A 26,330-nucleotide genomic window follows, 5' to 3' on the forward strand; every position below is an offset into this window, starting at 1 on the left:
CCGATGGCCTTTATGTTAAGTCCTCTGCTCAAACGCTATACCTGGAACAGCACCTGGCTGTACTACGTGCGGATTTTTATCGCGCTTTGCGGCACAACAGCGCTGCCCTGGTGGCTGGGTGACGTTAAGCTGACCATCCCGCTCACGCTGGGTATGGTCGCAGCCGCGCTTACTGACCTGGACGATCGTCTTGCAGGTCGCCTGCGCAATTTGATCATCACGCTGGTGTGCTTTTTCATTGCCTCGGCCTCGGTCGAACTGCTCTTCCCATGGCCATGGCTGTTTGCCCTTGGGTTAACGCTTTCCACCAGCGGCTTTATACTGCTGGGGGGATTAGGGCAGCGCTATGCAACCATCGCCTTTGGCGCGTTGCTGATCGCCATTTACACGATGCTCGGCACCTCGCTTTACGATCAGTGGTATCAGCAGCCAATCCTGCTGCTCGCGGGCGCCATTTGGTACAACCTGTTAACCCTGACCGGACATCTTCTGTTCCCTATTCGCCCGTTGCAGGACAATCTGGCGCGTAGCTATGAACAGTTAGCGCACTATCTGGAACTGAAATCGCGTCTTTTTGATCCCGACATAGAAGATGAAAGCCAGGCGCCGTTGTATGATTTGGCTCTTGCGAATGGGCAACTGATGGCGACCCTAAACCAGACAAAGGTGTCGCTGCTGACCCGCCTGCGCGGCGACCGCGGACAGCGAGGAACACGTCGCACGCTACATTACTATTTTGTGGCGCAGGATATTCACGAACGCGCAAGCTCCTCGCATATTCAGTACCAAACGCTTCGCGACCATTTCCGCCACAGCGACGTGATGTTCCGCTTCCAGCGCCTGATGTCGATGCAGGGGCAAGCGTGTTCGCAACTGTCTCGCTGTATTTTATTACGCACGCCTTATCAGCACGATCCGCACTTTGAGCGCGTCTTCACCCATATTGATGCTGCACTTGAGCGCATGCGCGCGAGTGGTGAGCCTGCCGACCTGCTCAACACGTTGGGATTTTTGCTGTCAAACCTGCGGGCCATTGATGCCCAGTTGGCTACCATTGAGTCCGAACAGGCTCAGGTACTTTCGCGCAATGAGTCTGAAAATCAGCTTGCCGATGACAGCCCGCATGGGTTCAGTGATATCTGGTTGCGTCTGAGCCGTAATTTCACGCCTGAGTCCGCCCTGTTTCGTCATGCTGTTCGCATGTCGCTGGTGCTCTGCGTCGGCTATGCCATTATCCAGATAACCGGAATGAACCACGGGTACTGGATCCTCTTGACCAGTCTGTTTGTCTGCCAGCCAAACTACAACGCCACCCGACATCGTCTGGCACTAAGGATTATCGGCACATTAGTCGGGATCGCCATTGGGTTACCGATCCTGTGGTTTGTACCTTCTCTCGAAGGGCAATTGATCCTTCTGGTGATCACCGGCGTGTTGTTTTTTGCCTTTCGTAACGTCCAGTACGCGCATGCCACCATGTTTATCACGCTGCTGGTGCTGCTGTGCTTTAACCTGCTCGGTGAAGGTTTTGAAGTTGCACTTCCGCGCGTCATCGATACGTTGATCGGCTGTGCCATCGCCTGGGCTGCTGTCAGCTTTATCTGGCCAGACTGGCGTTTTCGGAATCTGCCGCGAGTGATTGAACGGGCCACTGACGCTAACTGTCGTTATCTTGATGCTATTCTCGAACAATATCATCAGGGGCGTGATAATCGTCTGGCATACCGTATCGCCCGCCGTGACGCGCACAATCGTGATGCGGAACTTGCTTCGGTGGTGTCGAACATGTCGAGTGAACCGGATGTCACGGCCCAAACACGCGAAACGGCGTTCCGCTTGCTGTGTCTTAACCATACGTTTACCAGCTATATTTCCGCCCTCGGCGCACATCGCGAGCAGTTAACCAATCCTGACGTCCTGGCATTGCTGGATGATGCCGTCTGCTATGTAGATGATGCGCTTCACCATCAACCTGCTGATGAGCAGCGCGTATACCAGGCACTGGAAGATCTGAAGCAGCGAATTCAGCATCTCGAGCCACGTCCGGACAGTAAAGAGCCGCTGGTCGTACAGCAAGTTGGGTTACTGATTGCCCTGCTCCCAGAGATTCGGCGATTACAGCAACAAATTGCTGTGCTGCCATCTAATACCCCGGTTCCGGAGTAAGAGAACTCACCCACTCCACCAGCTCCTGGCGACGCGTCGCCGGGAGCGCGGCTTCATGCACCCCGTCAACCGCTCCTTCAAGGGCATAGAGTATTTTTACCGTTAAGGCAGGGTTATTTTGCCGAAGTTTCAACCAGCACATCTGAGCTCCCAGCGATCGCAATGTCCCCTCATCCTTAATTCCTGCTTCATTTAGCAAGGTCTCCAGATGAAACGTCATATTCGGTAATTCCCGCAGGCGATGTTGTGCAAAGCGACTCTGTTTTTCCTTAACGGCTGCATCGAGTGAAAATTGTGATAGCGATACTAACTGCTGCTGGTTTTGCCACAGGGTATCGTTCACCTGGTAATAATTGAGTACAACCGGACGCCCGCGCTTGATAAATGTTAGCCAGACAGGAGAATTTTTTACACAGTACTGGGCGCTCTGCTCACAGGCGCGAAGATATAACTCACCACTGGCAACCATGGCAAAGACCGTATCACCAACCGTCAGACTATAGCCGCCAAACAGTGAGCGGTAGTGAATTGTTCCCAGAGAAGCCAGATATTCTTGTGATTTATAGATTCTTGCATAAGACTTTTCTTTCATAAAAATCCTTTTAAATCATAACGTAAGCAAATAATTTGCAGTAGCAGATCCGTTAATGACGAAAATAGGCAACTTATGCGTATGGGGCAAGATGAATTTTATTTTTCCCGTGATGATGACTAAAAATTGCGAACCTGTTTCCGAAAATTAGGTTGATCTTTATTGATGGCGGGGTTACTGTATATCCATACAGTAACTCACAGGGCTGGATTGATTATGTACACTTCAGGTTATGCAAATCGTTCTTCGTCGTTCTCTTCCGCATCGAGCAGCATTGCGCGCGTTTCAGCAGAGAACGCTACCGCTGGGCTTATCAGTGAAGTGGTCTATCGCGAGGACCAGCCCATGATGACGCAGCTCCTGCTGCTTCCCCTGCTGCAACAGTTAGGGCAACAATCACGCTGGCAGCTGTGGCTGACGCCTCAGCAAAAATTAAGCCGTGAGTGGGTGCAGTCGGCCGGGCTTCCATTGACCAAAGTCATGCAAATCAGCCAGCTCTCCCCCTGCAATACGCTGGAATCGATGGTTCGTGCGCTGCGCACGGGTAACTACAGCGTCGTCATCGGCTGGTTGACAGAAGAATTAACCGAAGATGAACATGCCGAGCTGGTAAAAGCGGCAGATGAAGGTAATGCGATGGGATTTATCATGCGTCCTGTTCGCGCTCAGACACTTGCGGGGAGACAGCATTCCGGGCTAAAAATTCACTCGAATTTGTATCATTGAGTAAAATTAGGAATTATCCTGGAATTTTTTTTCATGTTTTAATTTGCCATTGAGCTGTAACGCGTTTTCCGGCTGAAGGCCTGTCTGAAGCGGTTTTCAGGAAATCCTCAGTACATTTATTCATCTATAAATGTTAAATAATGTGTACACAAGCCTTTTTTTTTCATATGCCTGACGGACTTCACACTTGTAAGTTTTCAACTACGTTGTAGACTTTACATCGCCAGGGGTGCTCGGCATAAGCCGCAGATATCGGTAGAGTAACTATTGAACTGGTCCCCGGGTGAAGGATTTAACCGTGTTATCTCTCTTCGGAGATATTCATGGCGAATTTTGGATGATAACGAGGCGCAAAAAATGAAAAAGACAGCTATCGCAATTGCAGTGGCACTGGCTGGTTTCGCTACCGTGGCGCAGGCCGCTCCGAAAGATAACACCTGGTACACTGGTGCTAAACTGGGCTGGTCTCAGTACCATGATATTGGCAACAACCAGATCAACAACGCTGGTCCTACCCACGAAAGCCAACTGGGTGCTGGTGCGTTCGGTGGTTACCAGGTTAACCCGTACGTTGGTTTCGAAATGGGTTACGACTGGTTAGGTCGTATGCCGTACAAAGGCGCCACCGATGCTACCCACAATAATGGCGCTTTCAAAGCTCAGGGCGTTCAGCTGACCGCTAAACTGGGTTACCCAATCACTGACGATCTGGACGTTTATACCCGTCTGGGTGGTATGGTTTGGCGTGCAGACGCTAAAAACAACGAAGGCTTCAAAGACCACGACACTGGTGTTTCCCCAGTATTCGCAGGTGGCGTAGAGTATGCAATTACTCCTGAAATCGCTACCCGTCTGGAATACCAGTGGACCAACAACATCGGTGACGCGAACACCGTTGGCGGTCGTCCGGATAACGGTCTGTTGAGCGTTGGTGTTTCCTACCGTTTCGGTCAGCAGGAAGAAGCAGCTCCAGTAGTTGTTGCTCCGGCTCCGGCTCCAGAAGTACAGACCAAACACTTCACTCTGAAGTCTGACGTTCTGTTCAACTTCAACAAAGCAACTCTGAAACCAGAAGGCCAGCAGGCTCTGGATCAGATGTACAGCCAGCTGAGCAACCTGGATCCGAAAGACGGTTCCGTAGTGGTTCTGGGCTTCACTGACCGCATCGGTTCTGACGCTTACAACCAGGGTCTGTCCGAGAAACGTGCTCAGTCCGTTGTTGATTACCTGATCTCTAAAGGTATTCCTTCTGACAAAATCTCTGCACGTGGCATGGGCGAATCCAACCCAGTTACTGGCAACACCTGTGACAACGTGAAAGCTCGCGCTGCACTGATCGACTGCCTGGCTCCGGATCGTCGTGTTGAGATCGAAGTTAAAGGTATCAAAGACGTTGTAACTCAGCCTCAGGCTTAAGTTATCGTCTTATGAAAAAACCCCGCTTTGCGGGGTTTTTTTTTCACTTTTTATCAATCAAAGCACGCCTGTACACAACACATTTAGCCATTCTGTGGTTATTCTTTTCCCAGCAGCGCCTGTAAATCCTGCTTCAATGTCGACATTTTATTCGCGTACTTCTCTTTATGCTCTGCGTCTTCAATCAGTTGCACAATGGTTTCAGAAAGCGTTTTGCCGCGCCGCTGCGCAAGCCCCGCTAAGCGCTGCCAGACCATAAATTCCAGATCGATAGATTTCTTTCGCGTATGCTGATGCTCCGCGTTAAAGTGCCGCTTACGCCTCGCCCGTATGGTTTGTTTCATACGATTTAGCAGCGCAGAGTTCATGTGTTCTTCAATCCAGGTATTGACCCGAACCGGTTCATTTTCGAGGGTTAGCAACAAATCAACGGCTTCTTCGGCAGCGCTGGCCTCTACGTAACGGGTGATTAATTCCCCCTCACGATGCTTCTTCACCAGATACTTCCATTTCCAGCCGCTTTCAAGGTTTTCAAGTTGTTGATATTTCATTGCGATCTCAATGTTACCGTGTAACTCTTATCAGAATATCAGCTTTTTCGGCATCTGAAGAAAAGAATATCCAGCCTGTGAACTGTCGCGCGTCATCGCATTCGTTTCACAGCGCTTTCCACGTGTGCAGTGATGATGGTTACGGTATAATCTCGTTTTTTACAACAGACTAAAAAACATCAACTTTGACCATTACGAAACTTGCATGGCGTGATCTGGTTCCTGACACCGATAGTTATCAGGAAGTATTTGCACAGCCGCACGTCACTGACGACACCGATACCTTACTTAGTGATACTCAGCCACGTTTACAATTTGCGCTGGAGCAGCTTCTTCAGCACTGGACGACGTCTTCGTTCATGCTGGTAAAAGCGCCGGAAGAGCTTGAGTACATCAACCTTATTGCACAGGCCGCGCGGCCTCTGCACTCGGATGCCGGAAGTCTCACCGGAGGTCATTATGATATCTCCGGTCACACTATCCGCTATCGTACAGTTGAGACAGCAGAAGACAATTTTGCGACATTAACCCAGGTAGTCTGCGCTGACTGGGTTGAAGCCGAACAACTGTTTGGCTGTCTGCGTCAGTTCAATGGCGAAATTACCCTACAGCCAGGCCTTGTGCATCAGGCCAACGGTGGTGTGCTGGTTATTTCGTTGCGCACGCTACTGGCCCAACCGCTGCTGTGGATGCGCCTGAAAGCCATTGTCAGCCACGAGCGTTTTGACTGGGTAGCTTTTGATGAGTCTCGCCCGCTGCCCGTCTCCGTTCCACCTATGCCGCTTAAACTCAAAGTGGTATTAGTCGGTGAACGTGAATCACTGGCAGACTTCCAGGACATGGAGCCGGAGCTGGCTGAGCAGGCTATTTATAGCGAGTTTGAAGATAATCTGCAGATAGTGGATGCCGAAACCATGACGCAGTGGTGTCAGTGGGTAACACATACCGCTACGCGCAACAATTTGCCCTACCCGGCCCCTGATGCCTGGCAAGTGCTGATCCGTGAAGCCGTTCGTTATACCGGCGAACAGGATACATTGCCGCTTAACCCGCTGTGGATCACCCGGCAGTTCAAAGAAGTGGCCCCGTTATGCGAGGGTGAAACCTGCAACGCTGAGCAGTTCAGCCTGATGCTGACCCAGCGTGAATGGCGGGAAGGTTTCCTCGCCGAACGAATGCAGGATGAGATCCTGCAGGAACAGATCCTGATCGAGACGGAAGGCGAGCGTATTGGCCAAATCAACGCCCTGTCGGTGATTGAGTTTCCTGGCCACCCCCGCGCGTTTGGTGAGCCTTCTCGTATCAGTTGTGTGGTTCATATTGGCGACGGCGAATTTACGGATATTGAGCGCAAAGCCGAGCTTGGCGGAAATATTCATGCGAAGGGTATGATGATTATGCAGGCGTTCCTGATGTCGGAACTCCAGCTTGAACAGCAAATCCCCTTCTCTGCCTCGCTGACCTTTGAGCAATCCTATAGCGAAGTGGACGGCGACAGCGCGTCCATGGCAGAACTTTGCGCATTGATTAGCGCCCTCGCCGACGTTCCTGTTAATCAAAGCATCGCCATTACCGGTTCTGTCGATCAGTTTGGTCGGGCACAACCTGTTGGTGGTCTGAACGAGAAAATTGAAGGCTTCTTCGCCATCTGTCAGCAGCGTGAGCTGACAGGCACACAGGGCGTTATCATTCCTTCAGCGAATGTCAGACACCTGAGCCTGCAGCCTGCTCTGCTACAAGCCGTAGAAGAAGAAAAATTCACTATCTGGGCGGTGGACGACGTGACCGATGCGCTGCCACTGTTATTAAATCTGGTGTGGGATGGTGAAGGCCAGACAACGCTGATGCAAACTATCCAGGAGCGTATTGCTACGGCAACGCAGCAGGAAGGTCGTCACCGTTTTCCCTGGCCACTACGTTGGCTGAACTGGATTATTCCGAACTGATCGGACTTGTTCAGCGTACACGTGTTAGCTATCCTGCGTGCTTCAATAAAATAAGGCTTACAGAGAACATGGTAGATAAACGCGAATCCTATACAAAAGAAGACCTTCTTGCCTCTGGTCGCGGTGAGCTGTTTGGCGCAAAAGGGCCACAACTGCCTGCACCAAGCATGCTGATGATGGACCGTGTCATCAAGATGACCGAAACCGGCGGCAACTTTGACAAAGGTTATGTTGAAGCTGAACTGGATATCAACCCGGACCTGTGGTTCTTCGGATGCCACTTTATCGGCGATCCGGTGATGCCGGGCTGCCTGGGTCTGGATGCCATGTGGCAGCTGGTTGGATTCTATCTCGGCTGGCTGGGCGGCGAAGGTAAAGGCCGCGCGCTGGGCGTAGGCGAAGTTAAATTCACCGGCCAGGTTCTGCCGACTGCGAAGAAAGTGACTTACCGCATTCACTTCAAACGCATCGTTAATCGTCGCCTGATCATGGGCCTGGCTGATGGTGAAGTGCTGGTTGATGGTCGTCTAATCTATACCGCAAACGATCTGAAAGTGGGTCTGTTCCAGGACACTTCCGCGTTCTAATCCAGGTCAGCGTAGCCGCCAGACATTAACGTTTATTCGTCTTGTCTGGTGGGCAAAAAGGCGAAACCTCCGCTCTGCGGAGGTTTCTTTTATCTAAAGAGACAGAATCAGGCCATTAAAACCCTATCCCCCATGGCTTCTCGCCAGCCTCCCAGCCAGTATGACCTCTGATTCAGCGTCTGATAGGGACACATTTCTTTTGAGCGTCCGGCAATGCCGGCCTGATATCCACGTTGATGTGCCCGTTCCAGGCGATCTCGTTTTTGTCTCTTCATGCCTCGTTTCCCTCATCTTTGGGTCTGGTGGAAAAGAAAACAGTGATTACTAAGTGTGCAATCACACTAAAACGAATACCCCTAAACATCAGGCTCGTCAATGCGCAAAATTCACGCCAGTGTCATATTTGTGAGCTACCCGCAAAATCATTTGTACAAAAATAGTCTGTCAGAACAGCTATCTCCACGGCTAAAAAAATAAAAAAAACCGCCCCGGGCAATGAACCAGGGGCGGCATAATTTACAATTATTTAAGCTTAAGGGATGTGTTTCAGCTCCTGAGCAATTGCCGTCGCTTCCTGGCTCCAGGCGTTGGCCAGAACCTTCACCATCTCATCGTAGCCGTCTTTAGTCTGTGCAGCTTCGATGTGGAATGGACGCTTGATCAACTGCCCCTGGTGATTCAGCAGCCATTCACCGCTCACGATGACCTTACCATCGTACCGACCGTGGAAGCCGGTCACGGTGACGTTCAACGTGTCCTGAGTGCTTCCCAGCGGCTGCGAAGCGACAACCCAGCCAGGCAACTGCATACTGAGGTTCGTAACCAGGGTATTGCGCAATTGCTGATCTAATGGGCTGGCCCAGAGATTATTATTCGCTATCACATATTGCACATCGCTGGTCTGGTAAACCACCCCATTACCCGCCAGATAGTCCGGGACCGCAATCTGTTCAACCCACAGCAGACGGTTACCCTGGTTAGCGGAGCTCTGTACGCCCCCTTGCGCGATAGGAAGCTGGTAATAGCTTTTATTTTCTCCGCTGGAGCTACATGACGTCAGCCAGACCGCCATCATCGCCACTAGCCACTTTTTCATTGTTTCGCCCTCTTCGGCTCTGGATCTTTTTTGTCCTTCGCTTCAAATACCAGCGCATTGCTCTTATCGTTCAACGTTTTCAGTACCGGTTGCAGTTCTCGCAGCACCTGATCAAGACGCTGCATATCCGCCACCATCTTGTTGTAGGCGGCGGAACCCGGCTGGAAGCCCTGCATACTACGGTTCAGTTCGCGCAGCGTGTTCTGCATATCCGCCGGAAGATCCTGCATCGACTGACTGGACGTGATCTTATTCATGTTGTCCAGCGTGGTTTGCAGATGCTTCATCGTACGCTGGCTTTCCGACAATGTATTGGTCGCCTGCTCAATCATCGGGTTCAACGGCAGATTGTTAATCTTATCCAGCGCTTCCATCAGTCGCTGCTGGATCTGCGCCAGACCACCGCTCACGGTCGGAATAATTTGATAACCGTTAAATTCGCGTACACCGGTAATCGGCGGTTCTTTCGGGTAGAAGTCGAGATCGACATACAGAGCGCCAGTCACCAGGTTCCCGGTTTTCAGCGATGCCCGTAAGCCGCGTTTAAGCAATTCTGCCAGATGAGCGCCAACATCAGTATCTTCTCCCAGCTGTGCCTTCAGACGTTCTGGTTCGATACGTACCAGCACCGGAATGCGGTAATCATTGTTGAAGACCTGACGCATATTCGGTGAGAAGAAAGGTACTTTACTTACCGTACCCAAACGGATGCCACGGAATTCCAGTGGCGCGCCGGGCTGCAGGCCACGAATTGAATCTTTAAAGAACATCAGGTAATCAATATGATCGGTATACAGTGAATCCTGAATACTTTTTTGGTCGTCATAAAGATTAAACGCAGACTGCTGTGCGACCGGTTCGCCTTGTTCCAGCCCTTCTGGCACATCAAAACTTACGCCACCGCCAAACAGCGTGGAGAGAGAGCCCATTTCCACGCGCATACCTGCCGAAGTAAGATCCACGGCGATCCCACTGTCCTTCCAGAAACGCACATTGCTGGTCACCAGACGATCGTTAGGCGCATTGATAAATAGCTGGTAGCTAATCGTACGCTTTTGCGCATCAAATGTGCTGGTTTCAACCGAACCTACACGATAACCACGGAACAGAACCGGGTCGCCCGGGCTCAGCTGACCGGCTTTTTTGCTGTCCAGAATCACACGGATCCCTTTCGCATCTGGCGGCGCCAGCGGCGGTGAATCCAGCAGTTGGTAATTTTCCAGCTTGCTGCCTTTATTGCCAGGCTGCAGTTCAATATAAGCCCCGGACAATAGCGTGCCGAGCCCACTGATACCTTCACGCCCAACCTGCGGCTTCACCACCCAAAAGACAGAATCTTTATGCAGCAGCTTTTCCATTCCGGAGTTAAGACGAGCTTTAATTTCCACATGGGTCAAATCATCAGTCAGGGTTGCGCTCTCGACGATGCCGACATCCACGCTGCGGCTCTTAATCGTCGTTTTGCCCCCTTCAATACCTTCGGCATTGGTGGTAATCAGCGTGACTTGTGGCCCCTGATGACTGTAGTGATAAAACAGGACCCACGCGCCAATGAGGGCAGTGACTATAGGGAATATCCACACGGGCGACCAGTTTTTTACCTTTTGCACTTTGGCTTCCCCACTTTTAGATTCCATGCTGTCAGGACTCCTCATGATCTGGTTCACGGTCCCACGACAGACGGGGATCAAATGTCATCGCAGAAAACATTGTCATAATGACGACTAAAGCAAACATCAAAGCACCCATTGCAGGATAAATGTTCATTAACCCTCCCATGCGCACCAGCGCAGAGAGTACGGCAATTACAAAAACGTCGATCATTGACCAGCGACCGACAAATTCTACAACCTCGTAAATTAAATGCATTCGTTCACTGTCGCGTTTGCCGTGCCCTTTGGCATCCCAACACAGCCAGGCAATGGCGATCATTTTCAACGTCGGCACCATAATACTGGCGATAAAGATAACCGCAGCCACCGGGTAAGAGCCTTCGCTCCAGATTAAAACCACGCCCTCGAGTATCGTTGAAGGCAGCTTTGACCCGAGCAGATCGGTGATCATGATCGGCAGAATATTGGCAGGAAGATAAAGCATGATCGACGTAAACAGTAATGCCAATGTCCATTGCAGACTGTTTTTACGCCGCACATAACCTTTCGTCTGACAGCGTGGGCATACCAGCTCGTCTGCCGGAAGAATAGCGGTGCAGCAGGAACAGGAACGCAATCCTTGTCGGATGCCGGGCACACCAGGCTTTAATTCCTGCTTAATGGCTGGCATAGGGGCAATATCATCCCACAGCCAACGGCGATCCACACACTGAAAAGCCCGCAACTGGAGCATACAAAACATGCACCACGGGATGAAGCTGCTGCCCACGCCGATATCGCCGTAGGCCATCAGCTTAACAAAGCTCACCAGCACGCCCGCGAGGAAAATTTCTGCCATTCCCCAGCTTTTTAACTGAAACAAAATACGCGCCAGCCATGTTTTAAGCCGCTCAGGCATATGAACCCGATTCACCAACAGCAAAATGGTCAACAAGCAAAAAGCGGGAACCAACTGAACGAATAAGATAAAGAAGGTACCGAGGCTGGCGTAATCTTCCGAAAAGAGAACGCTGGGGATTTGCAGCAGCGTCACTTCGCTGCTCACCCCCGCAACATTCATATTCACAAAGGGAAAGAGGTTTGACAAAAGCAGCATAAATAATGCTGCTAACACATAGGCGGTAGGACGCTGCCGTGGCGCGTCCCACTCAACCGTTAACGTAGTGCCACATCGTGGACATGCCGCTTTCTGACCATGCTCAAGGCGAGGTAACGCCACCAGCATGTCACACTGCGAGCACAGAATATGCTTCGCGGCATGGTGATGTTCGCACATATGTGCTCCTTTAAATTATGCGCCGTTCTTCAAAGACTCAAGATACTCCCAGCGCTCAAAGGCTTGCTCAAGTTCTTGTTCAGCTTCGTTCAGATTAGCTAATACCTGTTGCGTTTGCTCATGCGGCTGACTGAAAAAAGCGGCGTCAGCTACCTGAGCTTGTAATGCTTCCAGTTTAGCTTCCAGTTCTTCAAGCAGCGCGGGGAGCAGCTCCAGTTCGCGCTGCAGTTTATAGCTTAGTTTGCTCGTGCTGCGTTTGACAATTTCTGCTTTAGGAGCAACGGTTTCCTCTGTTTTTTTCGCAACTGGCTGTTTAAACGCCACATACTGCGATTGCTGGCTGCGGGCATCATGATAACCGCCGACATAACGACCAATTTTACCGCCGCCTTCGAAGATCCAGCATTCGGTTACGGTATTATCCACAAACTGACGGTCGTGGCTCACCAGCAGCACGGTGCCCTGGTAGCTATCAATCAGCTCTTCAAGCAGTTCCAGCGTTTCGACGTCCAGATCGTTCGTTGGTTCATCGAGAATCAAAAGATTACTGGGTTTGAGAAAAAGACGCGCCAGCAGTAGGCGATTGCGTTCCCCACCAGAGAGCGCACGTACTGGCGTCATCGCCCGTTTCGGATGGAACAGGAAATCCTGGAGATAGCCCAGCACATGGCGAGGTTTACCGTTAACCAGCACCTCTTGCTTACCCTCAGCAAGGTTGTCCATCACGGTTTTATCCGGATCCAGTTCGGCGCGGTGCTGATCGAAATACGCCACTTCCAGCTTCGTGCCGACGTGAATGCGTCCGCTATCAGCCTGAAGCTGACCTAACATCAGCTTCAGCAGCGTTGTTTTACCGCAGCCGTTAGGTCCAATTAGCGCAATCTTGTCGCTACGTTGCACCTGCGCGGAGAAATCTTTTACCAGTTGCTTTCCATCAACCTGGTAATCAACATTCTCCATTTCGAAGACAATCTTGCCAGAACGGCTCGCCTCTTCGACCTGCATCTTCGCCGTGCCCATCACTTCGCGACGTTCGCCACGCTCACGACGCATGGCTTTCAGCGCCCGCACGCGGCCTTCATTACGGGTACGACGCGCTTTGATGCCCTGACGGATCCACACTTCTTCCTGCGCCAGCTTGCGATCAAATTCCGCATTTTGGAGATCTTCCACCCGCAGCGCTTCTTCTTTATCCAGCAGATACTGATCGTAGTTCCCCGGATAGGTCACCAGCTTGCCGCGGTCGAGATCGACAATACGCGTCGCCATATTGCGAATAAATGAACGGTCGTGGGAAATGAAAATAATTGTCCCATTGAAGGATTTCAGGAACCCTTCCAGCCAGTCGATAGTTTCAATATCCAGGTGGTTAGTTGGTTCATCCAGCAGCAGTACGCGCGGGTTGCTCACTAACGCGCGGCCCAGCGCCGCCTTACGCAGCCAGCCGCCCGAAAGCGAAGAAAGCGCGGCGTTAGGATCCAGTCCCAGTTGCGCCAGCACTTCATTAATGCGGCTTTCGAGCTGCCACAGATTATGGTGATCGAGCATTTCCTGAACCCGCGCCATTTCATTCAGGTTTCTGTCGCTGGGATCGGTCATCACCAGGCGCGAAATATCGTGATAACGCTTCAGATATTCAGCCTGTTCCTCAATACCTTCGGCAACGAAGTCATAGACGCTGCCCTCAACATTACGCGGCGGATCCTGCTGCAGACGCGCCACAACCAGGTCCTGCTCATAAATAATACGCCCGTCGTCAAGACCCTGTTCACGGTTGAGGATCTTCATCAGCGTCGACTTACCTGCGCCATTACGGCCAACCAGACAGACACGTTCGTTATCTTCGATATGCAGTTCTGCATTATCAAGAAGCGGCGCATCGCTGAACGACAGCCATGCACCATGCATACTGATCAATGACATTTATTTATCCTTTCAGGCTGCGGTAATCAGCCAGCAATTGTGGATCTGACGGTTACGGGCAAAGTCCTGGGAAAGCGTTTTTTGGGTGATTTCTTGTGCTTTTAATCCCAGTTCAGCCAGACCGTCGAGATCCATACGGAACCCACGCTTGTTGTTGGAGAACATGATCGTACCGTCTTTACGCAGCAGACGTTTCAGATCTTTCATCAGCGCCAGATGATCGCGCTGTACATCAAACGAGTCTTCCATACGTTTTGAGTTAGAGAACGTCGGCGGATCGATGAAAATCAGATCAAACTGTTCATTGGCATCGCGCAGCCAGCCCAGGCAATCGGCTTGAATTAAACGGTGAGCGCGACCACTCAGGCCGTTCAGCCGCAGGTTACGCTCAGCCCACTCCAGGTAGGTACGCGACATATCAACCGTCGTGGTGCTACGCGCACCGCCCAGTCCGGCATGAACGCTGGCACTGCCGGTGTAGGAGAACAGGTTAAGGAAATCCTTACCTTTACTCATCTGGCCCAGCATGCGGCGCGCAATACGGTGATCGAGGAACAAACCGGTATCAAGATAGTCTGTCAGGTTGACCCACAGGCGCGCGTTGTACTCGCTTACCTCAATGAATTCACCCTTCTCATTCATCTTCTGATACTGGTTCTTCCCTTTCTGGCGCTCACGGGTTTTCAGCACCAGTTTATTTGGCGCGATTTCCAGGACCGACAGCGTTGCGGCAATGATATCGAACAGACGTTGACGTGCTTTTTGCGCATCGACCGTCTTCGGCGGAGCGTATTCCTGAACCACGACCCACTCACCGTAACGGTCCACTGCAACGTTGTATTCCGGCAGGTCAGCATCATACAGGCGATAGCATTCAATTCCTTCCTGACGCGCCCATTTTTCCAGCTTCTTGATATTCTTGCGCAGGCGGTTGGCATAATCTTCCGCGACCGTGGCTGGCTTGCTGTCCGCAGTGGTCTCTGCAACGTGATAGTTTTTCTGTACGCAATCCAGCGGACCGTTTTTCGCTTTGAACTGCTTATCAGCACGCAATTGCAGGCTGCTGAGCAAATCCGGAGAGGCGCTGAACAGCGACAAATTCCAGCCGCCAAACTGGTTTTTCATCGTACGGCCCAGCAAGCTATGCAGGGCAATCAGCGCCGGTTCGCTATCCAGACGTTCGCCGTAGGGCGGGTTACTGATCACCGTACCATACGGTCCCTTCGGCAGTGGATTGCTCAGTTTGGCGACATCTTTAACGTCAAATGTCATTAGATCGGCAATACCTGCACGGCGGGCGTTACTACGAGCTTTTTCAATCATGCGCGCATCGCTGTCGGAGCCATAGAAGTGCGAAGTATAGTCAGCTAGTCCCTTACGCGCACGCACCTGAGCTTCGGCTTTAACCTCTTGCCAGACGGCTTCATCGTGCTGTGCCCAACCGCTAAAGCCCCAGTACCCGCGGTGCAGGCCCGGCGCGCGATCGGTTGCCCACATCGCCGCTTCAATCAGCAGCGTGCCGGAGCCGCACATCGGATCGAGTAACGGTGTGCCCGGCTGCCAGCCAGAACGCATAACAATAGCGGCGGCCAGCGTCTCTTTAATCGGCGCCTGACCCGCGCGATCGCGATAACCGCGCTGATGCAAACCGTCACCGCTCAGATCAAGTGCAATGCTGGCGGTATCTTTGTTCAACCAGACGTTGATACGCAGATCCGGAGATTCACGATCCACATTCGGACGCGGAAGATTTTTGCGGGTAAAGGCATCGACAATCGCATCCTTGACCTTCAGCGCGCCGTACTGGCTGTTACGAATAGTCTCGTTCAGGCCGCTAAAATGGACGGCAAACGTAGCACCAGGATTAAATATCTCTGTCCAGTCGATTGCCTGAACGCCGAGGTACAGATCAAGATCGCTGTAGACCTTGCACTCTCCCATCGGCAGGATAATGCGCGAGGCCAGGCGGCTCCACATCAGGCTCTGGTAAACAAGCCGCGTGTCGCCCTTAAAATGGACCCCACCCTGAACGACCTGACACTCCAGCGCGCCGAGGTTTTCCAGTTCAGTTTTTAACAGCTCTTCCAGCCCGCGGGCCGTACTGGCAAACAGAGAATTCATAATGTCACTTTTACTCCTAGAAAATTGCTGCGCATTATAGCTAATATGGGCTGTATGTCATAAAGTTGAAGGCTTATTTTCGTTCAAGGGGCTGTGCAGTGGTAACGTTGACCCGACTTTTTATTCATCCGGTTAAATCAATGCGTGGAATTGGACTCACGCACGCCCTGGCAGACGTGAGCGGTCTCGCCCTGGATCGTATATTTATGATTACCGAACCCGACGGGACGTTCATTACCGCCCGACAGTTCCCGCAAATGGTCCGCTTTACCCCTTCCCCTTTCCACGATGGACTTCATCTTACAGCTCCAGACGGCAGCAGCGCGCTCGTGCGATTCGCAGACTTCGCCACCCAAGATGCGCCGACTGAAGTGTGGGGAAACCATTTTACCGCGCGTATTGCGCCAGCGGCTATCAACCTGTGGCTGAGCGGCTTTTTCTCCCGTGACGTGCAGTTGCGCTGGGTGGGTCCGCAACTGACACGCCGGGTGAAGCGCCACGCTGATGTTCCTTTGTCCTTCGCCGATGGTTATCCCTACCTGCTGGCCAACGAAGCATCTCTGCGCGATGTGCAACAGCGCTGTCCGGCAAGCGTCAAAATGGAACAGTTTCGCCCCAATCTGGTGGTTGCGGGGGCTGATGCCTGGGCAGAAGACACCTGGAAAGTGATTCGCATTGGCGACGTCATTTTTGATGTGGCAAAACCCTGTAGCCGCTGCATTTTCACTACCGTTAGTCCAGAAAAAGGCCAGAAACATCCGTCTGGCGAGCCGCTCGCCACGCTGCAAACCTTCCGGACAGCGGTGGATAACGGCGACGTTGATTTCGGCCAGAATCTTATCGCACGCAACAGTGGCGTTATTCGCGTCGGCGATGAGGTAGAAATTTTGGCAACCGGTCCCGCCAGAGCTTACGGTGCGGCGGAGCCAGATGATACCGCACTGGAACAACAACCCGATGCCACGGTACTTATTGACTGGCAGGGACAGACCTTTCGCGGAAATAATCAGCAGGTATTGCTTGAACAGCTGGAAAACCAGGGTATCAGAGTGCCCTATTCATGCCGGGCAGGAATTTGCGGATGCTGTCGAATTCGACTGTTGGAAGGCGAAGTTAGTCCGCTGAAAAAATCAGCGATTGGGGATGACGGGACGATTCTGTGCTGCAGTTGCGTTCCCAAAACGACAATCAGGCTGGAGAGTTAAACCGCCTGTTCAAGGCTGAAACTGTCGGCAATAACCTGCGGTTTCAGTCGGTCATTCATTATTTTAATCGCGTCGCCAAGTTGCATTGTTCGCCCGGCAATAACCACACAAGGTTGTGCAAGCAGACAAAGCGCGGCATTTTCACCCGGTTCAACCACTAACAGGTTTACCTGTTCATCGGTATCGCTTAAATCCACACAAGCAGCATCCCCCACGACTGGCGACCAGTTAATACCGTGTGCGACAAAGTGCCAGCTTTTTGGCATTTGCGGTTTAAGGTAACGAATCGCTACCAGCGCATTAAGCACCAGTTCCGCCTTTTGCTCTTTGGCTAAATCCAGGTAGCGACATTTTTCTTCAAAGGAAAAATAAAGAGCGGCGTCATCAACACAAAAACCCGACGGAGAAAATGCATCCGGAGTGAGCATTTTACGAGCAAAACGCGAACGGAATAACATGCCATTGGCTAAATCGAGCATCATACGATCGTGCTCTTCATCATAATACCAGCGCCAGTTATCGTCGGGTTTAATTCGCATCAGTTTCTCTCCTTTCCTTAATCATCACCATTACGACAGTATCCTTTTGCCGCTTCGTTTATTGCCTTAATAATAAAAGCTCAGAATGTTTAAATAAGCAACAGTAAAGGAATATAAAACAACCAGGGCCAGAAATAAAGCCCTGGATTGTGATTAAGGTAGCATTCAGATATTGGTGACGATTTCTTTAATCAACGGTGGGCCTTTAAAAATAAAGCCCGAATAAATCTGTACCAGGGAAGCACCGGCAGCTATTTTCTCACGCGCCGCGATTACTGAGTCGATACCACCAACCCCAATAATCGGCAGCTGACCTTTTAATTCCTGAGACAACTGGCGAATAATTTCTGTACTTTTTAATTGTAACGGTCGACCGCTCAGGCCACCCATTTGATCGCAATTTTTCATTCCCTGAACGAGAGAACGATCGAGAGTGGTGTTAGTCGCAATTACGCCATCAATATTATGACGAACTAAACTATCAGCAACCTGGATCAGTTCTTCCACAGAAAGATCCGGGGCGATCTTAACCGCCACTGGAACATATTTATGGTGGATCGCTTGCAGATCATTTTGCTTATTTTTAATTGCCGTCAGAAGATCATCCAGCGCCTCACCATATTGCAGCGTACGTAATCCCGGCGTATTCGGTGAAGAGATATTAATCGCGATATAACCAGCATAAGCATAGACTTTTTCCATACAAATCAGATAGTCATCTTTGCCGTTCTCTACCGGAGTATCTTTATTCTTACCAATATTAATCCCCAGAATACCGTCAAAATGCGATTTTTTGACGTTCTCAACCAGGTTATCAACCCCCAGGTTATTAAACCCCATGCGGTTGATCAAACCTTCTGCATCGACCAGACGAAACAGACGTGGTTTATCATTACCCGGCTGAGGACGCGGCGTCACGGTACCAATCTCAATGGAACCAAATCCCATCGCGCCGAGCGCATCAATGCACTCCCCGTCTTTATCCAGTCCGGCAGCAAGCCCGAGTGGATTTTTAAACGTCAGCCCCATACAGGTAACCGGTTTTGCGGGTACTTTCTGGCGGACAAGCGCTTCGAGCGGCGTGCCGGTAATGCGACGTAATTGCTGGAATGTCAATTCATGAGCGCGCTCTGGATCGAGCTGGAAAAGGGCTTTACGAACGAAGGGGTAGTACATGAACTCTCCTGGATTCCCGGTGTGCAAACCGGGGGCGTATTATGTGCGATCGCGAGCAAAAAGGGAATTGACCTGCGGCAATAAATAGCAATCGTTTTCCTGATTCCTCCTTTTTATTCATTTTTCAACTTTTCTATCCCGTATAAATCATTTCGATAAACAAAGTCTCTCTGCCAGACTGCACAAATTGTTATCAATGTTAATCAAAAGCAAACAATTGGTTATAAGGGGAGAATGAAATTATGCGCGTCATCACTCTGGCGGGAAGCCCACGCTTTCCCTCTCGCTCCAGCGCGTTACTGGAATATGCCCGAGAAAAATTGAACGGCCAAGATGTCGAAGTCTTTCACTGGAACCTGCACAACTTTGCCCCGGAAGACCTGATCTATGCCCGTTTTGACAGTCCGGCACTGAAAACATTTATCGAACAACTGCAGGATGCTGACGGGCTGATTGTCGCAACGCCGGTCTACAAAGCCGCTTACTCTGGCGCACTGAAAACGCTGCTCGATCTGCTCCCCGAGCGGGCGCTGGAAGGAAAAGTGGTTTTGCCGCTGGCGACCGGCGGCAGCGTGGCGCATTTACTGGCCGTCGATTACGCGCTGAAACCGGTGCTGAGCGCGTTAAAGGCTCAGGAGATCCTGCACGGCGTGTTTGCCGATGATTCGCAGGTCATCGATTATCAGCATAAACCGCAGTTTACGCCCAACCTGCAGCAGCGCCTGGACAGTGCGCTCGACACTTTCTGGCTGGCGTTGCATCGTCGCGATGTCCAACTCCCGCAACTGAACGCCCTGCGAGGTGCCGCCCATGCTTAATCTGCTCAAGCGTCACACCCCATGGCTGGCATTAACCGGGCTGCTGTCCCTGTCATCCTTGGCGCATGCCGCAGAATCGGCTCCGGATGCCCTGCGCATTGGCTACCAGAAAGGAAGCGTCAGCATGGTGCTGGCAAAAAGTCATCAGCTACTGGAGAAACGTTACCCACAGACCAAAATCTCGTGGATTGAGTTCCCGGCTGGACCGCAAATGTTGGAAGCACTCAATATCGGCAGTATCGATCTCGGCAGTACCGGTGACATTCCGCCAATTTTCGCCCAGGCCGCCGGAGCCGATCTGGTTTATGTGGGCGTCGAACCACCCAAACCGAAAGCCGAAGTGATTCTGGTGCCGAAAAATAGCCCGATCCAGAGCGTTGCGCAGCTCAAAGGGCATAAAGTCGCCTTCCAGAAAGGTTCCAGCGCCCACAATTTACTGCTCCGGGCGCTGCAACAGGCAGGGTTGAAATTTACCGATATTCAACCGACTTATCTGACCCCCGCCGATGCGCGAGCGGCCTTCCAGCAAGGAAACGTCGATGCGTGGGCTATCTGGGATCCCTACTATTCGGCCGCATTACTGCAAGGTGATGTGCGCGTGCTGAAAGACGGCTCAGACCTCAAGCAGACCGGTTCGTTTTATCTCGCTGCACGTCCTTATGCCGAAAAAAATAGCGCTTTTGTTATTGGCGTGCTGGATACCTTTAGCCAGGCGGATGCGTTAACTCTCAGCCAACGCCAGCAAAGCATTACTCTACTGGCTAAAACCATGGGCCTGCCCGAGCCGGTAATTGCGTCATATCTGGATCACCGTCCGCCAACCACCATTACGCCCGTCAGCGCCTCTGTTGCCGCCCTACAACAACAAACCGCCGATCTATTTTATGACAACCGTCTGGTGCCGAAAAAAATCGATATTCGCCAGCGTATCTGGCAACCCACTCAGCAGGCAGGAGAAAAATTATGAGTCTGAACATGTTCTGGTTTTTACCCACCCACGGTGACGGTCATTATCTGGGGACGGAAGAAGGTTCGCGCCCGGTCGATCACGGTTATTTGCAACAAATTGCGCAAACAGCCGATCGCCTGGGATTTACCGGCGTTCTGATCCCAACCGGTCGCTCCTGTGAAGATGCCTGGCTGGTCGCCGCGTCGATGATCCCGGTCACCCAGCGATTAAAGTTTCTGGTCGCGCTTCGTCCAAGCGTAACCTCGCCGACGGTCGCCGCCCGCCAGGCCGCGACGCTCGACAGACTCTCTAACGGCCGGGCGTTATTCAACCTGGTAACCGGCAGCGATCCACAAGAGCTGGCGGGTGACGGCGTGTTCCTTGATCACACCGAGCGCTATGAAGCCTCTGCTGAATTCACTCAGGTCTGGCGGCGTTTGCTGCAAGGTGAAACCGTGGATTTCAATGGCAAACACATTCATGTCCGCGGCGCGAAACTGTTTTTCCCTCCTGTACAACAACCCCGGCCACCGCTTTATTTCGGCGGTTCGTCTGATGTTGCACAAGATCTTGCTGCCGAGCAGGTTGATCTCTATCTGACCTGGGGCGAGCCGCCTGAACAGGTGAAAGAGAAGATTGAACAGGTGCGGGCCAAAGCGGCGGCGCTCGGGCGCAAGATCCGCTTTGGTATTCGTCTGCATGTGATCGTCCGGGAGACAACGCAAGAGGCGTGGCAGGCAGCGGATCGTCTGATAGCCCATCTGGATGACGACACCATTGCCAAAGCCCAGGCCGCCTTCTCAAGAACGGATTCGGTTGGTCAGCAGCGAATGGCTGCACTGCACAACGGTAAACGCGACAAACTAGAAATCAGCCCGAACTTGTGGGCAGGAGTAGGACTGGTGCGCGGTGGCGCGGGTACCGCGCTGGTCGGAGATGGTCCGACGGTCGCGGCGCGTATCAACGAGTATGCCGCACTGGGAATCGACAGTTTTGTGTTGTCCGGGTATCCACATCTGGAAGAGGCATACAAGGTTGGCGAGCTGCTGTTCCCACATCTGGATGTCGCTATACCAGAAATTCCACAGCCGCAGCGCCAGCATCAACAAGGTGAAGCGGTGGCAAACGAATTTATCCCACGCAAAATCGCGCAAAGCTAAGGAGCCTGCTGATGGCAACGCCGAAAAACAGGTGGTTACTGCGCCTCGCGCCCTGGTTTTTACCGGTTGGGTTGGTCGCGCTCTGGCAGCTCGCATCATCAATGGGCTGGTTGTCCACCCGCATCCTGCCCTCTCCGGAGGGCGTTGTCGAAGCCTTCTGGACGCTTTCCGCCAGCGGCGAGCTTTGGCAGCATCTGGCGATCAGCTCCTGGCGCGCGCTGGTAGGCTTCTCCATCGGCGGATCGATTGGCCTGACGCTGGGACTGATTAGCGGTCTTTCGCGGTGGGGAGAACGCCTGCTGGATACTTCGGTGCAGATGCTGCGTAACGTGCCGCATCTGGCGCTGATCCCACTGGTGATTTTGTGGTTCGGCATTGATGAATCCGCCAAGATCTTTCTCGTCGCGCTGGGCACGCTTTTTCCGATTTACATCAACACCTGGCATGGGATCCGCAATATCGATCGCGGTCTGGTAGAGATGGCTCGCAGCTATGGGTTGTCTGGTTTTTCACTATTTATTCATGTGATCCTCCCCGGCGCCCTGCCCTCGATTATGGTTGGCGTGCGTTTTGCTCTCGGACTGATGTGGTTGACGCTTATTGTTGCGGAAACCATTTCAGCCAATGCCGGCATTGGTTACCTGGCAATGAACGCCCGCGAATTTCTGCAAACCGATGTGGTCGTGGTGGCCATTATTCTCTACGCCCTGCTCGGCAAACTTGCCGACGTCAGCGCCCAATGGCTGGAGCGGATCTGGCTGCGCTGGAACCCGGCTTACCATGTGAAGGAGGCTACCGTATGAATACCGCTCGCCTAAACCAAGGCACGCCGCTTTTACTGAGTGCCGTGACGAAACAATACGCCGCCAATACGGTGCTCAATCAGTTAGATTTGCACATTCAGGCCGGACAGTTTGTTGCCGTGGTTGGCCGCAGCGGAGGAGGTAAAAGCACGCTGCTGCGTCTGCTGGCTGGGCTGGAGTCTCCCACCTCAGGTGCATTACTTGCCGGAACCACCCCGCTGGCAGAAATTCAGGAGGATACGCGAATGATGTTTCAGGATGCGCGTCTGCTGCCCTGGAAGACGGTTATCGATAATGTGGGTCTGGGTCTGAAAGGTCACTGGCGCGATGCGGCCCGGGACGCGTTGGCCGCAGTTGGGCTGGAGAATCGTGCTCAGGAATGGCCTGCTGCCCTGTCCGGTGGACAAAAACAGCGCGTGGCCCTGGCGCGGGCATTAATTCATCGTCCCGGTCTGCTGTTGCTGGATGAACCCCTCGGTGCGCTGGATGCCTTAACCCGCCTTGAAATGCAGGAGCTGATTGTCTCTTTATGGCAAGAGCACGGCTTTACCGTACTGCTGGTCACCCATGACGTCAGTGAAGCGGTGGCAATGGCCGATCGCGTGTTGCTTATTGAAGATGGAAAAATCGGACTGGATTTAACGGTGGATATTGCGCGACCACGCCGGATTGGTTCGGTGCGTCTGGCAGAGCTGGAAGCAGAAGTGTTGAACCGGGTAATGCAGCGTAGCGAAACGGAACAGCCGATCCGCCGGCATGGATAAGCATTCAGAAAAATCAGGCCCAGTAAGCGCAAGCGCCACCGGGCCTTTTGCCGGATAGCGGCGTTACCGCCTAATCCGGCTTACAAAACGACAGGTCAACGTTTCAAGCTAACGCTTTGGTTACCTTCTCGAACAGATCGCCGGAGAGATTCTCCAGACCTTTCAGCTGCTCCAGCGCCGCGCGCATCTGCGTCTGACGTTTTGCATCATACCGTTTTAAGCGAATCAGCGGCTCAATCAGACGTGACGCCACCTGCGGGTTACGGCTATTGAGTTCAGTCAGCATGTCGACCAGGAACTGATAGCCGCTGCCATCTTCCGCATGGAATGCCGCCGGGTTGCTGCCCGCAAAGGCGCCAATCAGAGATCGGATTCGGTTCGGGTTACTCATACTGAAGGAACGGTGCTTCAGTAAACCACGTACCGTTTCCAGCACGTTTCTCGCCGGGCTGGTGGATTGCAGGATAAACCATTTGTCCATCACCAGACCGTCATGATGCCACTTATCGTCATACTCCTGCATTAGCGTGTCGCGGCAAGGCAGTTGCGCCGCGACTGCCGCGGACAGCGCCGCCAGCGCATCGGTCATATTGTTTGCTTCACGGTACTGCTTGCTGACCAGCGTGTCGGCCAGATGGGTTTCGCCAAAGGCCAGGAAACGCAGGCAGGCATTACGTAGCGTACGCTTGCCAATATCGGCATGCTCAACGCGGTACTCATCAAGATGATTAGCGTTATAGATGGCGAGGAATTCATCCGCCAGTTCGGCTGCCAGCGTGCGAGTTAACGCTTCACGTACTTCCGTTATCGCCACCGGATCGATGATGTCGAACAGTTCAGCAATTTCATTCACCGAAGGCAGCGTCAGAATCTCTGCCGCCAGCGCCGGATCGATTTTCTCATCCAGCAAAATCGCCCGGAATGCATCGGCCACGTGTACCGGCAGCGACAGCGGCTGTCCCTGCTGATGGCGGGCTACGTTGAGCTTAATATAGGTCGCCAGCAAGCTTTGCGCCGCGTCCCAACGAGAGAAATCGTTACGCGCATGACGCATCAAGAAAGTCAGCTGCTGATCGCTCCATTTGTATTCCAGTTTTACCGGTGCGGAAAATTCGCACAGCAGTGCCGGAACCGGCTGGAAGTAGACATTATCAAAGACAAACGTCTGCTCAGCTTGGGTGACATTGAGTACGGAATTCACCGGGTGCCCGCCTTTTTGCAGCGGGATCACTTTCCCTTCGTTGTCATACAACTCGAGGGCGAAAGGAATATGCAGCGGCTGTTTTTCGGCCTGATCCGGCGTGGCCGGCGTGCGCTGGCTGATAGTCAGCGTGTACTGCTCAGTGGATGGATTGTAGTCATCACGCACGGTCAGAATCGGCGTACCGGACTGACTGTACCAGCGGCGGAAATGCGATAGATCGACGTTGGACGCATCTTCCATCGCCTGCACGAAATCATCACAGGTTGCAGCGCTGCCGTCATGACGCTCAAAGTACAACTGCATCCCTTTCTGGAAGTTAGCCTCACCGAGCAGGGTGTGGATCATACGAATAACTTCAGCGCCCTTTTCGTACACGGTCAGGGTATAGAAGTTGTTCATTTCAATGACCATATCCGGACGGATAGGATGCGCCATTGGGCTGGCATCTTCGGCAAACTGCAGGCCGCGCATGGTGCGCACATTGCTGATCCGGTTTACCGCGCGTGAGCCGAGATCTGAACTGAACTCCTGATCGCGAAACACGGTTAGCCCCTCTTTCAGGCTCAACTGGAACCAGTCGCGACAGGTCACGCGGTTGCCGGTCCAGTTGTGGAAATATTCGTGACCGATGACGCGCTCAATATCGAGGTAGTCTTTGTCGGTGGCGGTATCGGTACGTGCCAGCACATATTTGGAGTTAAAGATGTTCAGACCTTTATTCTCCATCGCCCCCATGTTGAAGAAATCGACCGCGACAATCATATAAATGTCGAGGTCATATTCGAGGCCAAAGCGCTCTTCATCCCATTTCATGGAGTTTTTCAGTGAGGTCATCGCCCACGGCGCGCGGTCCAGGTTGCCGCGATCGACGTACAGTTCCAGCGCCACTTCACGCCCGGAACGGGTGGTAAAGGTGTCGCGCAGGACGTCGAAATCACCGGCTACCAGCGCAAACAGATAACACGGTTTCGGGAACGGATCCTGCCACTGTACCCAGTGACGACCATTTTCCAGTTCCCCCTGCGCCACGCGGTTACCGTTGGAGAGCAGGAACGGATATTGGGTTTTATCGGCGATAATTTTGGTGGTAAAACGCGCCAGGACATCCGGCCTGTCGAGATACCAGGTAATATGGCGAAACCCTTCCGCTTCACACTGGGTGCACAGCGCGTCGCCGGACTTGTACAGTCCTTCCAGCGCGGTATTGGCCGCCGGGCTAATTTCATTCACGATACGCAGCGTAAAACGTTCCGGCAGTTGACTGATGACCAGAGCGCCCTCTTCTTCTTTATACTCTGCCCACGGCTCGTCGTTCACGTGGATCGACACCAGGGTCAGATCTTCACCATTCAGGCGCAGGGGCGCATCGGGCGCGCCATGACGGACAGCCTGGCTCACGGCGGTGACCACGGTTTTTTCAGCATCCAGGTCAAAGGTCAAGTCAATATCAGTAATCTGGTAATCCGGCGCACGATAGTCGTGACGGTATTTGGCTTGTGGCTGTTGTGTCATAAAAAACCTTTAGCATCTTTGGTAGAGTCTCGGCTTCAGTCTATTCCTGTTGCGTAAATCGCGCTACGCAGAATGTTCATCTTTTCAGGCACAAACACCCTTTTTGCTACATTTTTATAACACGCGGCACGAATTGCCCTCGACCAGAAAGACAGCTTATGGTGTGATCGGGGTTCAATAAATCGCT

At 52.4% G+C, this 26,330-nt stretch carries 22 protein-coding genes; 11 read left to right on the forward strand and 11 right to left on the reverse strand.

The window, feature by feature from the left end; translation table 11 throughout:
- Nucleotides 1–12: 12 nt before the first annotated feature.
- On the forward strand, nucleotides 13–2,166 hold the full coding sequence (yccS, locus tag HV311_RS15965) for a YccS family putative transporter (RefSeq protein WP_191220165.1): 2,154 nt from the start codon (nucleotides 13–15) through the stop codon (nucleotides 2,164–2,166).
- Here the strand turns inward: yccS and HV311_RS15970 are convergent.
- The gene (locus HV311_RS15970; RefSeq protein ID WP_016152483.1) at nucleotides 2,144–2,758 is read right to left on the reverse strand and encodes a TfoX/Sxy family DNA transformation protein; all 615 of its coding nucleotides are present in this window, start codon (nucleotides 2,756–2,758) and stop codon (nucleotides 2,144–2,146) included. The genes yccS and HV311_RS15970 overlap by 23 nt on opposite strands.
- Nucleotides 2,759–2,974: 216 nt before the next feature.
- On the opposite strand from HV311_RS15970, the gene sulA reads away from it, so the two are divergent.
- Both sulA and ompA read left to right on the forward strand, forming a co-directional pair.
- The gene (sulA, locus tag HV311_RS15975; RefSeq protein WP_032931135.1) at nucleotides 2,975–3,484 is read left to right on the forward strand and encodes an SOS-induced cell division inhibitor SulA; all 510 of its coding nucleotides are present in this window, start codon (nucleotides 2,975–2,977) and stop codon (nucleotides 3,482–3,484) included.
- 357 nt (nucleotides 3,485–3,841) lie between these two features.
- Nucleotides 3,842–4,900, forward strand: coding sequence for a porin OmpA (ompA, locus tag HV311_RS15980; RefSeq protein ID WP_075144918.1), 1,059 nt, complete (start codon nucleotides 3,842–3,844; stop codon nucleotides 4,898–4,900).
- 98 nt (nucleotides 4,901–4,998) lie between these two features.
- On the opposite strand, the gene matP is transcribed toward ompA, so the two are convergent.
- Nucleotides 4,999–5,451 carry a macrodomain Ter protein MatP gene (gene matP / locus HV311_RS15985; RefSeq protein ID WP_016152480.1) on the reverse strand — a complete coding sequence of 151 codons (453 nt, stop codon included), beginning with the start codon at nucleotides 5,449–5,451 and terminating at the stop codon, nucleotides 4,999–5,001.
- A 185-nt stretch (nucleotides 5,452–5,636) separates the two neighbouring features.
- Between matP and HV311_RS15990 the strand changes: the two genes are divergently transcribed.
- Nucleotides 5,637–7,397: an AAA family ATPase gene (locus HV311_RS15990; RefSeq protein ID WP_191220166.1), complete on the forward strand. Its 1,761-nt coding sequence runs from the start codon at nucleotides 5,637–5,639 to the stop codon at nucleotides 7,395–7,397.
- A 68-nt stretch (nucleotides 7,398–7,465) separates the two neighbouring features.
- Nucleotides 7,466–7,984, forward strand: coding sequence for a bifunctional 3-hydroxydecanoyl-ACP dehydratase/trans-2-decenoyl-ACP isomerase (fabA, locus tag HV311_RS15995; RefSeq protein ID WP_003035875.1), 519 nt, complete (start codon nucleotides 7,466–7,468; stop codon nucleotides 7,982–7,984).
- A 107-nt stretch (nucleotides 7,985–8,091) separates the two neighbouring features.
- On the opposite strand, the gene rmf is transcribed toward fabA, so the two are convergent.
- The 6 genes from rmf to rlmKL form a co-directional block, all read right to left on the reverse strand.
- Nucleotides 8,092–8,259: a ribosome modulation factor gene (gene rmf, locus HV311_RS16000; protein ID WP_003035871.1), complete on the reverse strand. Its 168-nt coding sequence runs from the start codon at nucleotides 8,257–8,259 to the stop codon at nucleotides 8,092–8,094.
- A 257-nt stretch (nucleotides 8,260–8,516) separates the two neighbouring features.
- The gene (gene pqiC, locus HV311_RS16005) at nucleotides 8,517–9,080 is read right to left on the reverse strand and encodes a membrane integrity-associated transporter subunit PqiC (RefSeq protein WP_191220167.1); all 564 of its coding nucleotides are present in this window, start codon (nucleotides 9,078–9,080) and stop codon (nucleotides 8,517–8,519) included.
- Nucleotides 9,077–10,717, reverse strand: a complete 1,641-nt coding sequence (pqiB, locus tag HV311_RS16010; RefSeq protein ID WP_003836843.1) for an intermembrane transport protein PqiB — start codon at nucleotides 10,715–10,717, stop codon at nucleotides 9,077–9,079. Before pqiB ends, pqiC begins: the two co-directional genes overlap by 4 nt.
- A gap of 4 nt (nucleotides 10,718–10,721) precedes the next feature.
- Nucleotides 10,722–11,969 (reverse strand): membrane integrity-associated transporter subunit PqiA, encoded by a 1,248-nt coding sequence (gene pqiA, locus HV311_RS16015; protein ID WP_016152477.1) that lies wholly within the window; start codon nucleotides 11,967–11,969, stop codon nucleotides 10,722–10,724.
- A gap of 15 nt (nucleotides 11,970–11,984) precedes the next feature.
- Entirely contained in the window at nucleotides 11,985–13,892 is a 1,908-nt protein-coding gene (locus tag HV311_RS16020; protein WP_016152476.1) for an ABC transporter ATP-binding protein, read from the reverse strand.
- Between the two features lie 12 nt (nucleotides 13,893–13,904).
- On the reverse strand, nucleotides 13,905–16,013 hold the full coding sequence (gene rlmKL, locus HV311_RS16025) for a bifunctional 23S rRNA (guanine(2069)-N(7))-methyltransferase RlmK/23S rRNA (guanine(2445)-N(2))-methyltransferase RlmL (protein ID WP_191220168.1): 2,109 nt from the start codon (nucleotides 16,011–16,013) through the stop codon (nucleotides 13,905–13,907).
- A 98-nt stretch (nucleotides 16,014–16,111) separates the two neighbouring features.
- Here rlmKL and HV311_RS16030 point away from each other — a divergent pair, with 98 nt between their 5' ends.
- On the forward strand, nucleotides 16,112–17,218 hold the full coding sequence (locus HV311_RS16030; RefSeq protein ID WP_047359371.1) for a YcbX family protein: 1,107 nt from the start codon (nucleotides 16,112–16,114) through the stop codon (nucleotides 17,216–17,218).
- Here the strand turns inward: HV311_RS16030 and zapC are convergent.
- A complete protein-coding gene (zapC, locus tag HV311_RS16035) occupies nucleotides 17,215–17,757 on the reverse strand; it encodes a cell division protein ZapC (RefSeq protein WP_191220169.1) in 543 nt (180 codons plus the stop codon). The two genes, HV311_RS16030 and zapC, sit on opposite strands and share 4 nt — an antisense overlap.
- 165 nt (nucleotides 17,758–17,922) lie before the next feature.
- Nucleotides 17,923–18,933: a quinone-dependent dihydroorotate dehydrogenase gene (gene pyrD, locus HV311_RS16040; RefSeq protein ID WP_016152472.1), complete on the reverse strand. Its 1,011-nt coding sequence runs from the start codon at nucleotides 18,931–18,933 to the stop codon at nucleotides 17,923–17,925.
- A gap of 242 nt (nucleotides 18,934–19,175) precedes the next feature.
- Between pyrD and ssuE the strand changes: the two genes are divergently transcribed.
- From ssuE to ssuB, 5 genes are read left to right on the forward strand one after another with little or no spacing between them, the layout of a single operon-like run.
- The gene (gene ssuE, locus HV311_RS16045) at nucleotides 19,176–19,751 is read left to right on the forward strand and encodes an NADPH-dependent FMN reductase (protein ID WP_016156133.1); all 576 of its coding nucleotides are present in this window, start codon (nucleotides 19,176–19,178) and stop codon (nucleotides 19,749–19,751) included.
- Entirely contained in the window at nucleotides 19,744–20,718 is a 975-nt protein-coding gene (locus tag HV311_RS16050; protein ID WP_191220170.1) for a sulfonate ABC transporter substrate-binding protein, read from the forward strand. The genes ssuE and HV311_RS16050 overlap by 8 nt, the downstream gene beginning before the upstream one ends.
- Nucleotides 20,715–21,860, forward strand: coding sequence for an FMNH2-dependent alkanesulfonate monooxygenase (gene ssuD / locus HV311_RS16055; RefSeq protein WP_016156131.1), 1,146 nt, complete (start codon nucleotides 20,715–20,717; stop codon nucleotides 21,858–21,860). Before HV311_RS16050 ends, ssuD begins: the two co-directional genes overlap by 4 nt.
- A gap of 11 nt (nucleotides 21,861–21,871) precedes the next feature.
- On the forward strand, nucleotides 21,872–22,663 hold the full coding sequence (gene ssuC, locus HV311_RS16060; RefSeq protein ID WP_016156130.1) for an aliphatic sulfonate ABC transporter permease SsuC: 792 nt from the start codon (nucleotides 21,872–21,874) through the stop codon (nucleotides 22,661–22,663).
- Nucleotides 22,660–23,427 carry an aliphatic sulfonates ABC transporter ATP-binding protein gene (ssuB, locus tag HV311_RS16065; protein WP_016152467.1) on the forward strand — a complete coding sequence of 256 codons (768 nt, stop codon included), beginning with the start codon at nucleotides 22,660–22,662 and terminating at the stop codon, nucleotides 23,425–23,427. The genes ssuC and ssuB overlap by 4 nt, the downstream gene beginning before the upstream one ends.
- Nucleotides 23,428–23,530: 103 nt before the next feature.
- Here ssuB and pepN read toward each other — a convergent pair whose 3' ends face one another.
- Nucleotides 23,531–26,143, reverse strand: coding sequence for an aminopeptidase N (gene pepN / locus HV311_RS16070; RefSeq protein WP_191220171.1), 2,613 nt, complete (start codon nucleotides 26,141–26,143; stop codon nucleotides 23,531–23,533).
- Nucleotides 26,144–26,330 lie beyond the last annotated feature (187 nt).

It is taken from the genome of Citrobacter sp. RHBSTW-00881, assembly GCF_013728515.1.
Lineage (GTDB): Bacteria > Pseudomonadota > Gammaproteobacteria > Enterobacterales > Enterobacteriaceae > Citrobacter > Citrobacter braakii.